Origin of the sequence: Intrasporangium sp., from assembly GCF_040414665.1 — a bacterium.
In the GTDB taxonomy this organism is placed as follows: domain Bacteria; phylum Actinomycetota; class Actinomycetes; order Actinomycetales; family Dermatophilaceae; genus Intrasporangium.
The window spans coordinates 32771-41703 of the sequence record NZ_JBEDUL010000073.1; the positions used below are offsets into that span (position 1 = coordinate 32771).

Here is an 8933-nt window from a genome sequence, read left to right on the forward strand (position 1 = left end):
GCGCCGCGGGGCGGCGCCTACCGGTCCAGCGGGAAGTTGTCCGTGAAGACATTGTCGGGGTCGTAGGTCCGCTTGAGCTCGCGGAGCCGTGCGAGCGTCGCGGGTGGATAGGCGTCAGTGAGGCGCTCGGGCCGGCGGTCGGTCTCGAAGCTGACGTAGAGGCCGTTGAAGTGGTGGGCCAGGCCGTCCCACTCGCGGTCGAGCAGGGTGTGCGTCGCGCCGAGTGCGACCACGCTGAACGCGGCCGACCGGTGGGCGAAGGCCGTCGCATCGGGCGACACGTCCTGGGTCGCGCCGCCGAGGGCACGGATCTGGAAGAAGTACGTCGCTCCCGAGCGGAGCAGCTCGGCGGCCTGCTTCGCGAACTCGGGGGTGATGCGGTCGAGCAGACCGGAGCGGGACACCGGCTGGCCCTGCGCGTCGTGGATCGCCGGTGGTGGGACGACGAGCGCCTCGTAGGGCAGGATCTGTGCCTGCTGCCCGATGAGCGGCGCGGTGTTGGCCAGCGGTTGCAGCCGGGACAGGATTGTCTCGGAGTCGTCGGAGACAACGACGTTCATCGTCTGGGCGATGACCCGGCCGTCGCGGGGCGGCCCCATGATGAGGAAGCTGGTCGTGTCGCGCGGTGACGACTCGACGGCAGCGCCCCACCGCTCGAGGAAGCCGGCCACGTCCGACGTGACGTCGTGGACGAGCTGGGCGAAGCCGACCTCGCCGACCTCGCCGGCCTCGAACTCGAAGGCCGTGACGATGCCGAGCATGAAGCCGGCACCGCGGACGCCCCAGAACAGGTCGGGACGCTCGTCCTCCCTTGCACGCACCCTGGATCCGTCGGCGAGGACCAGCTCGACAGCCCGCAGCCGGTCGATGGTCAGGCCCTGCGATCGCCCGAGGAAACCAATGCCGCCTGCCGTGGCGAGGCCGCCGACTCCGACACCGCCGTAGTCCCCGGAGGTGAGGGCCCAGCCATGGGGAGCCAGGGCCGCCGCGACCTCACCCCAGCGAGCCCCCGGCTCGACCCTGACGCGTCGGGTGGACGGGTCGATGACGTCGATCGACCGGAGCTGGCGCAGGTCGATGATGATGCCGCCGTGGTTCGTGGAGCGACCGCTGATGCCGTGACCGCCACTGCGCACCGACAAGGGGACCGGCTGGGTCTGGGCCCATCGCACCGCCTCGGCGACCTCACTCGGATCGCGTGGCTGCAGCACGAGGCCGGGATTCCCGCCCCGCAGGTAGGTGGACCGGAGGCGCGCGTAAGCGGCGTCGCCGGGCTCGACCGCGTCCCGCGCCAAGGTGGCCGGGATGGATTCGTAGTCGATGCCTACGTGGCGCTGGACCCGGACGAAGCTGCTCGCGATGGTCCGCGTCGCGGTGCCACGAGCGGCCCGCTCGGCAGCGACCGCCTCGCGGAGGGCGGGCACGACCTCGCCGGCGAAGGCCTCGATCGAGCCCGGATCATCCGAGGCGAGGATGACGGTCCCGACGCCGTGATCGACGACGACGGGCAGGAGCTGCTCAACCCATTGCGCGGGCGGTCCGTCGAGGAAGCCGCCGTCGCGGGAGCCGAAGTGGCCCGAGACGTTGGCGATGCGCCGGATCTCGCGTGGGTCGCGGCCGGCCCCGATCGCAGCGGCGTCTACGGCTCGGCCGGCGGTGGACAGGTCGGTCAGTCCCGATTTGCCGCCCGGGATGACCCACCCGTCGGCGAGCCGGCCGATGAGATCGAGCATGCGGGGCTTTCCTCCGCCCACCCAGATCGGGATGGTGTGAGCGGGCGCCGGGCCGCGGTCGATGCCATTCACGCGGTGGTGGGCCCCCTTGGTACGCAATGGATTCCGCTGGCTCGCTGACCAGACGCCGCGGATGATGTCGATGGCCTCCTCGAGCGCGTCGACCGACTCGCCGGGGGAGAGGCGATCCACGCCCATCGACTCCATGGCGTCCCAGAAGTAGCCGGCACCGAGCGCGAGCTCGAGTCGCCCGTGCGAGAGCAGGTCGAGGCTGGCGGCAGCCCTGGCGAGGACGGCCGGCTGGCGCATCGGCACGTTGATGACGCTGGGTGCCAGCCGGATGCGCTCCGTCTGTCCCGCCACCCAGCTGAGGAGCGTCCACGTCTCATGGAAGCGGGGCTGGTAGGGGTGGTCCTGGAATGTCACGAGGTCGAGTCCGACCGCCTCACTGAGCTGCGCGAGCCTGACGGGGGCGAGAGGGTCGTCCGTTGCCTGGCCGTTGAGCGGCGTGATGAACGTGCCGAACTCGAGCGGCTGTCCGAGGTCCATGGTGCCGATCAGCGTCCCGAACCGGGGCGGACGGTCGCGGTCCCGCGTCGCTCGCGCTCTGCGGCGACGAGCTCGCGCGTCGCCGGGGCGACCTCCTGGCCGAGGAGGGCGAGCTGGTTCGGGTCGTCACCCACGACGATGAAGGCGCTCAGGCCATGCTCGAGCGCGAGCGTCGCCAGCTGCTCCGCCCACTGGCTGGGCGGTCCCACGAGGAGCCGGTCGCTCGCTTGGGCGGTGAACTGGCCGCCGAGGTTGACCAGACGCCGCACCTGCCTCGGGTCACGCCCGGCTGCCGAGGCGGCCTCGTCGATGCGGGCGTTCGACTCCGCGATCTGCTCGATGCCCTTGAGGTAGGCGAGCGAGGGCAGCCAGCCGTCGGCCTTCTCGCCGATGAGCCTCAGCATCCGCGGCTTGAGACCGCCGACCCAGATCGCGATGTCGTGTGCTGGGGCGGGTCCGCGCTTGGCTCCGCTGACCCGGTGGTGTGTGCCGTCGATGACGAGCCGCTCGGGATTGCCCTTGTCCCAGATGCCGCGGATGACGTCGATCGCCTCGCGGAGCGCCGTGAGCGACTCGCCGGGGCTGAGGCGTTCGCCGCCCATCGCGACGATCGGGTCCCAGAAGCCACCGGCCCCGAGCCCGAGCTCGACGCGCCCGCCGCTGAGCAGGTCGAGGCTGGCCGCGGCGCGCGCGAGGACCGCCGGCTGCCGGAGCGGGAGGTTAAGGACGTTGCCGGCAATACGCACCCGCTCGGTCCGGGCGGCAACGAAGCTCATCAGCGTCCAGGTGTCGAGGAAGGCCGCTTGGTACGGATGGTCCTGGAACGTGACGAGGTCCAGACCCGCTTCCTCCGAGAGCTGGGCCAGGGCGACGACGTTGTCAGGCGCCGCGTTGGCCGGCGTGATGAAGGAGCCGAAGAGCAGGTCGTGGCCGTAGTCGGTCATGTCCCGCTCAACCCAGCAGCAGCGCTCAACCTTCCCGAGCCTCGTGGCGGAGCGTGGCAGCCCGACGGGTCAGGTGGTCGCGCTCCGGGATGCTCGTCGTTCGCCGCGCGGCCGTCGCGTAGTGCTCGGCAGCCCCAGCCAAGTCGCCGACCTGCTCGAGGAGGTAGGCACGCACGGCGAAGTAGCGATGCCGTTCCCCGACGACCGGCTCGAGGGTCTCGAGCTCGGCGAGCGCGGCGTCGGGCCCGAGCGCGTGCGCAAGGGCGACGACCCGGCTCAGCCGCGCGATCGGGTTGTCCGCCAAGGAGACGAGCTCGTCGTACCACTCGAGGATCTGGGCCCAGTCGGTTTCCTCGGCCGTGGGCGCATCATCGTGCAGCGCCGCGATCGCGGCCTGCAGTTGGTACTCGCCGCGGTGGTTCGCCGCGAGCGCCTGCTGCAGGATCCGGACGCCCTCGGCGATCTCGCCGGTGTCCCACAGGGAGCGGTCCTGTCGGTCGAGCGTGACGAGGCGGCCGTCCGCGTCGAAGCGCGCACGTCGACGAGCGTGGTGCAGGAGCATCAGGGCCAGCAGGCCGTGGACCTCGGGCTCCGAGTGCCCGCTCGCCAGTTGCCTGGTGAGGCGGATCGCCTCGGCGGCCAGGTCGACGCGGCCGCCGTGGCCCGCGTTGTAGATGAGGTAGAGGACCCGGAGCACCGAGGCGAGGTCGCCCGTCGGGCCCAGCTCAACGTCCGCGATGGTCCGCTTGGCGCGGCTGATCCGCTGCGCCATCGTGCCGAGCGGCACCAGGAACGCCTCGGCGATCTCTTCCGTCGTGAGCCCTCCGACGGCGCGCAAGGTCAGCGCGATGGCCGAGGTCTGGCTCAGCGACGGATGACAGCACAGGAAGAGGAGAAGGAGGGTGTCGTCCTCGCGTTCCGTCGGCCCGGGTGCCGGAAAGTGGTCGACCCGCTGTTCCCTGGACCGCCGCGCCTGGTCGCTCCGTGCCGCGTCGATGAGGCGCCGGGTGGCCACCCCGATGAGCCAGCCCTTCGGATCACGCGGAGGATGCTCCGCCCAGTGCCGCACCGCCTCGATGAGAGCGTCCTGGACGGCGTCCTCGGCCGCCGCGAAGTCGTTGCCGCGGCGGACGAGGACCCCGATGACCTGCGGCACGAGCGTTCGCAGGAGCACTTCGTCGCTGGGAGTCACCCGACAGTCACCCGACAGCCGTCCGACAGCCACTGACTCAGTCGGCCTCTACGGGCACGGAGAACATGACCTGGCGGAGCTCGATCCACTCGTACATCGGCTTCCCGCCCGGGCCGGGGCCGGACGAGACGTGGGCCGCGATCTCGAGCGCCCGCTCACGGGACGCGACGTCGACCCAGTACCAGCCGGCCACGAGGTCACTCGTCTCGGGGTACGGCCCGTCGGTCGTCACCGGCGTCGCGCCGGGCGTTCCTCCGTACTGCACCCAGACGCGATCGGGAGCCAGCCCGGAGGCGTCGACGAGCTCACCGGACTCCTTGAGCATCGCAGTGCAGTCGTCCAGGAAGCGAAGGTGGCGATCCACGTCCTCGGGCGCCCACTGGTCCATCGGCGGGACGGGCTCGGGCAGGTCAGGGGCGCCGCGGTAGTGCTTGAGCAATAGGAACTGGGGCATCGTGCTCACTCCTTCGAGTCGGTCGCGGGCCCGGTTGGCCCCGCACCCATGGAACGGAGCCGGGTGCCGGATCTCGACATCATCACAGCAGAGATGTCCGTATGCCGCTGGGCTGGCTTCCGCACGCGCGCTCGGCCGCGCCGGCGTCAGACCCAATCGAGTGAACAGAATGTGTGTCCCGAAAGCTGTTCACTCGATGTGGGGGGGTGCTCGGGCCGCTTCAGTCATGGGCGAAGGCGAACTGGCCTGAGACGGGGCGCCACCCGGGCGGGGGGTCCTCGCCCACACGGCCGTCGATCGCCTCGCGGATGAGGTCGGCGTGACCGGTGTGCCGCCCGTACTCCTCGACGAGGTCGAAGATGAGCCGGCGTAGGCTGGCATGCTCGCCCTCGTCGCTGGCAGCGTGCGCGGGCTGGTCGAGGCCTCCGTTCGCCAACGCGTCCCTCATCCGGCTCCGCGTCCGCTCGACGGCGCCGTCGTAGAGGGCGTAGAGCTCCTCGGGCGAGTCCTGGGCGGCCGACATGAACTCCCAGTCGTTGCTGCCGTCGTAGCCGAAGGACGCCCACGGCTCGCCCATGTCCTCACCGCGCAGCTTCCGCGTCATGGAGAAGTCCTCGACGGCGGCCAAGTGCTTGAGCAGGCCGCCGATGGTCAGGGCCGACGCAGCGATCGTGGCGTTCAGAGCGGCGGTATCGAGTCCGTCGGCCTTCCAGCGGAAGGTGGCGCGGAGTCGGTCGAGTGCGCCGAGCAGGTGCCCGACCTCGGTGCCGGCGAGCGGTGGTTCCCACGGTGTGTCATCAGTGCTCATGCGCAACACGGTAGGGCCGGTTCCGGACGTTATCGTTCCGGTTCGCTCGGGACATCCACGGCCCCCTTCATCCGCCCGGCGACCTCGACGGCGGCCGCCCGGAGCTCGGGACCGCCGCGGATCCGGTACGCCATGGGCAGGATGGCGAGCTGCTGCGCGTACCACGCCGGGTTGCTCGTGCTGCCGACCAGGAGCGTCGCCTCGGTATCGAGCGGCTCAAGTCGGCCGAGGGTGCGCGCCAGCCAACGGCCTGCCACGTCGAGCGGGGCGGCGATCTCGACGTGCGCGTCGTACTCCCACCCGACGGCGAGGTGCTCCTCGAGGAGCTCGACCGGGTCCAAGCCACTCGGAGCGCGGAAGGCTCACGGAGCAGGTCAACCCGCCGCACGCGGTCGACGCGGTAGGTCCGGGTCTGGCCGTGCTGGAGCGACCGCCCCACCACGTACCACCGGCCATGGCGGACCACGACCGTCCACGGCTCGATCTCGACCACCCACTCGGAGCCGGCCTCGGAGCGATAGTCGAGCCGCACCGTCCGATGGCTCGAGCACGCCTCGACGAGTGTCGCCGTCGTGCCCGGATCAGGCCGTGCTGCAGCGCGGTCGGGCGCTGGCGCGGTGGTTCGCCGGACGGTTTCCGCATGAGCGGCGACGGGCTCCGGCAGAGCCCGGATGAGCTTCCCGAGGGCGCTGCCCACCGGGTCGCTGGGGTCGCTCGCGGCGTGGTGTCCGTCCAGGGCGGCCATGACGAGTCCGAGGGCCTCCGTGGCGCTGAACACCATCGGCGGCAGCCGCAGCCCACGCCCGACGCGATAGCCGCCATAGGGCCCACGGACCGAGTCGATCGGGATGCCGGCCTCCCTCAGGATGCCCACGTAGCGACGGGCCGCCCGCTCGGTCACCCCGAGCCTCGTCCCGAGCCGGTCGGCCGTGATCCCGGGGCTCGACTGGATCAGCTCCAGGGCGAGCAGCGCTCGCGCGGTGGGGCTCGCGTCGGGAGGCATGTCGGGGTCCGATCCGGAAGGGAGACGTCCGGATCCGACGCTACGCCAGGCTGCGGCGCATGAGGATGCGAGGGAAGCCGCCGGCGATCGCGTCGGTATCGGCGGCCTTGGTGAAGCCGGCCCGCTCGAAAACCGCGCGGGTCCCGACGAAGGCCATCGTGAGGTCGACCTTCTGGCCCTTGTTGTCGACCGGGTAGCCCTCGACAGCAGGGGCACCCTTGGCGGCGGCGTACTCGACGGCGCCGGCCAGCAACGCATGGGAGATGCCCTTGCGCCGGTGGCCAGGTCGCACCTTGATGCACCAGATCGACCACACCGGGAGGTCGTCGACGTGGGGGATGAGTCTGGACCGCTCGAAGGGCAGCTCGGACCGCGGCGCCACCGCGGCCCAGCCGACCACCTCGCCGTCGTCGTAGGCGAGCACGCCGGGGGCCACGTCCCGCTCGGTCAGCTCGCGCATGTAGTCGCCGCGCGCGGTGCCCTCGAGCCCGCGGTTCGTCCTCGAGTCGATCCGGTGGCTGAGGCACCAGCACACGTTCGACGTCGGGTTCCTCGGGCCGAGCATCGTCGCGAGATCGTCGAACCGAGCTCGGGTGGCGGGCTTGATCTCGATGGTCACCTTTCCACGCTATGCCGTATGCCGCTGAGCTGGCTCCGCGCGCAGGCTCCGACTGAGCACGGCGCCGTCCGCGACACGGACGACCGCGAGGACGAGCAGTGTCTGGCCCAGGATGTAGGTGAGCATGACCCAGAATCCATGCGCTGGCAGGGTCACGTCGGCGAAGGCGCGTAGCGCGATGAGGGAGTCCGACAGGAAGAAGAGTGCTCCCCCGATCCCGGCGACCCAACCCAGACCGGTGGCAAGAACCGCCATGGTGCCCAGCGCCAACCCGTAGAAGACGAGGGGCACAAGGAGGGACCCCGCCCGCACGTGAGTGACGGCGACGAGCCGAGCGAGCCCAGCGGCATACGGCACCAGGAGGATGGGACTGCGCCTGACGATGGAGGCGCGCCAGTACGGGAGGAAGGCCACGGCGTAGGTCAGCTGGGCGAGAAGGAAGCAACCGACCATGAGGAGGAACCCGGCATCCTCCGACGCGAAACGGGGAAGCGTGTCGCCGAGCCAGGAGAATCCGAGGGCGAGCAGGGTGAGCCTCACCAGACGTGGGCGGGTCGATGACACGCCCGAAACGAGCACCCACGCCAGGACCGGCATGAGCAGCACCTGAGTCAGTGGGGCGATGATCCCGTCCGGGTCGACGAGCTGCGCGCCGAGATGTACCGCGCTGACAGCCGCGAGCGCGACAAGGGCAGGACGCACCATGTGCGGAGCCTAGTGGCTGTCCGGTCCGAGGGACGTCTCAATGGATCGAGCTGCGGCCCTGAGGGACTCGAGGAGTCCGTCGGTGGCGTCATCACGCGTTCTGGTGGCCGCGTAGATGCCGCGCACGGGCGCGTCGTCGAGCGGCACGATCTGGACGTCTGGGCGGAGCGCCCCGCCCAGTGAGGACGGGATGAAGGCGACGCCGTGTCCCGCGGCGACGAGGGCGACCTTGGTCATGAGGTCACCGCCCACCAGCTCGATGTCGAGGCTCAGCCCCTGACGCGCTGCCGTCTGCTGGAGCAAGGTTCGGGAACCGGCGTTGTCCTCCAACCACACCGCGTCTGCCAGGTCCTCCAGGCGCAGCCCGCCGGGTCGGGCGGCATGGGTGGCCACGAGGACGGCCATCGGGTCATATAGCAGGTGGGTGAACGACACTCCCGCGATGTCCGGGAGGCCAGGAGGCGCATCGGTGACCACGGCGAGGTCGAGCTCATGGGCTGCGACGCGCTCGACGAGGGTGGGAGTCAGGCCCGTGACGAGGGCCCAGGAGACGACGTCACCGCTGGCCCGAAGAGCAGTCGGGAGGAGGGCGATCGCCATCGACGGCACCGACCCGACGGCGAAGTGCCGCCCCGGCCCCGGCTGGTGGGCCGCCCGCCGCGCACGTTCCGCCTCAGCCACGAGGAGCCGAGCATGGGCGAGGGCCGCCGCGCCGGCGGCCGTTGGACGCACGCCACGCGGTCGCCGCTCGAGCAGGGCTACTCCGAGCTCGTGCTCGAGGCTGGCGATCTGGCGGGAGACGGCGGACTGGGTGTAGCCGAGCTCGCGCGCAGCGGCGCCCAGAGTGCCCTGGTCGCAGGCCGAGACGAAGGCGACCCAAGGAGTCAGTGACACGCTGCCAGTATGCGTGATGCGCATGGCAGATG

At 71.0% G+C, this 8933-nt stretch carries 9 protein-coding genes and 1 pseudogene; all 10 read right to left on the reverse strand.

Going from position 1 to position 8933, the window contains the following annotated elements; translation table 11 throughout:
- Positions 1-17 precede the first annotated feature (17 nt).
- Entirely contained in the window at positions 18-2282 is a 2265-nt protein-coding gene (locus ABF401_RS08520) for an LLM class flavin-dependent oxidoreductase (RefSeq protein WP_353509117.1), read from the reverse strand.
- 8 nt (positions 2283-2290) lie between these two features.
- The gene (locus tag ABF401_RS08525) at positions 2291-3226 is read right to left on the reverse strand and encodes an LLM class flavin-dependent oxidoreductase (protein ID WP_353509118.1); all 936 of its coding nucleotides are present in this window, start codon (positions 3224-3226) and stop codon (positions 2291-2293) included.
- A 25-nt stretch (positions 3227-3251) separates the two neighbouring features.
- A complete protein-coding gene (locus ABF401_RS08530) occupies positions 3252-4418 on the reverse strand; it encodes an RNA polymerase sigma factor (protein WP_353509119.1) in 1167 nt (388 codons plus the stop codon).
- Positions 4419-4455: 37 nt separating this feature from the next.
- Complete coding sequence (locus ABF401_RS08535; RefSeq protein ID WP_353509120.1) at positions 4456-4872, reverse strand: YciI family protein; 417 nt, start codon at positions 4870-4872, stop codon at positions 4456-4458.
- A gap of 220 nt (positions 4873-5092) precedes the next feature.
- Positions 5093-5680 carry a mycothiol transferase gene (locus ABF401_RS08540; protein WP_353509121.1) on the reverse strand — a complete coding sequence of 196 codons (588 nt, stop codon included), beginning with the start codon at positions 5678-5680 and terminating at the stop codon, positions 5093-5095.
- Between the two features lie 29 nt (positions 5681-5709).
- Entirely contained in the window at positions 5710-6021 is a 312-nt protein-coding gene (locus tag ABF401_RS08545) for a hypothetical protein (protein ID WP_353509125.1), read from the reverse strand.
- A gap of 92 nt (positions 6022-6113) precedes the next feature.
- Positions 6114-6683 (reverse strand): annotated as a pseudogene (locus ABF401_RS08550) (helix-turn-helix transcriptional regulator); the annotation flags it as partial.
- A 40-nt stretch (positions 6684-6723) separates the two neighbouring features.
- Positions 6724-7302 carry a GNAT family N-acetyltransferase gene (locus tag ABF401_RS08555; protein ID WP_353509122.1) on the reverse strand — a complete coding sequence of 193 codons (579 nt, stop codon included), beginning with the start codon at positions 7300-7302 and terminating at the stop codon, positions 6724-6726.
- Between the two features lie 9 nt (positions 7303-7311).
- Entirely contained in the window at positions 7312-8007 is a 696-nt protein-coding gene (locus ABF401_RS08560) for a lysoplasmalogenase (protein ID WP_353509123.1), read from the reverse strand.
- 9 nt (positions 8008-8016) lie between these two features.
- Entirely contained in the window at positions 8017-8901 is an 885-nt protein-coding gene (locus ABF401_RS08565) for a LysR family transcriptional regulator (protein ID WP_353509124.1), read from the reverse strand.
- Between the last annotated feature and the right edge of the window lie 32 nt (positions 8902-8933).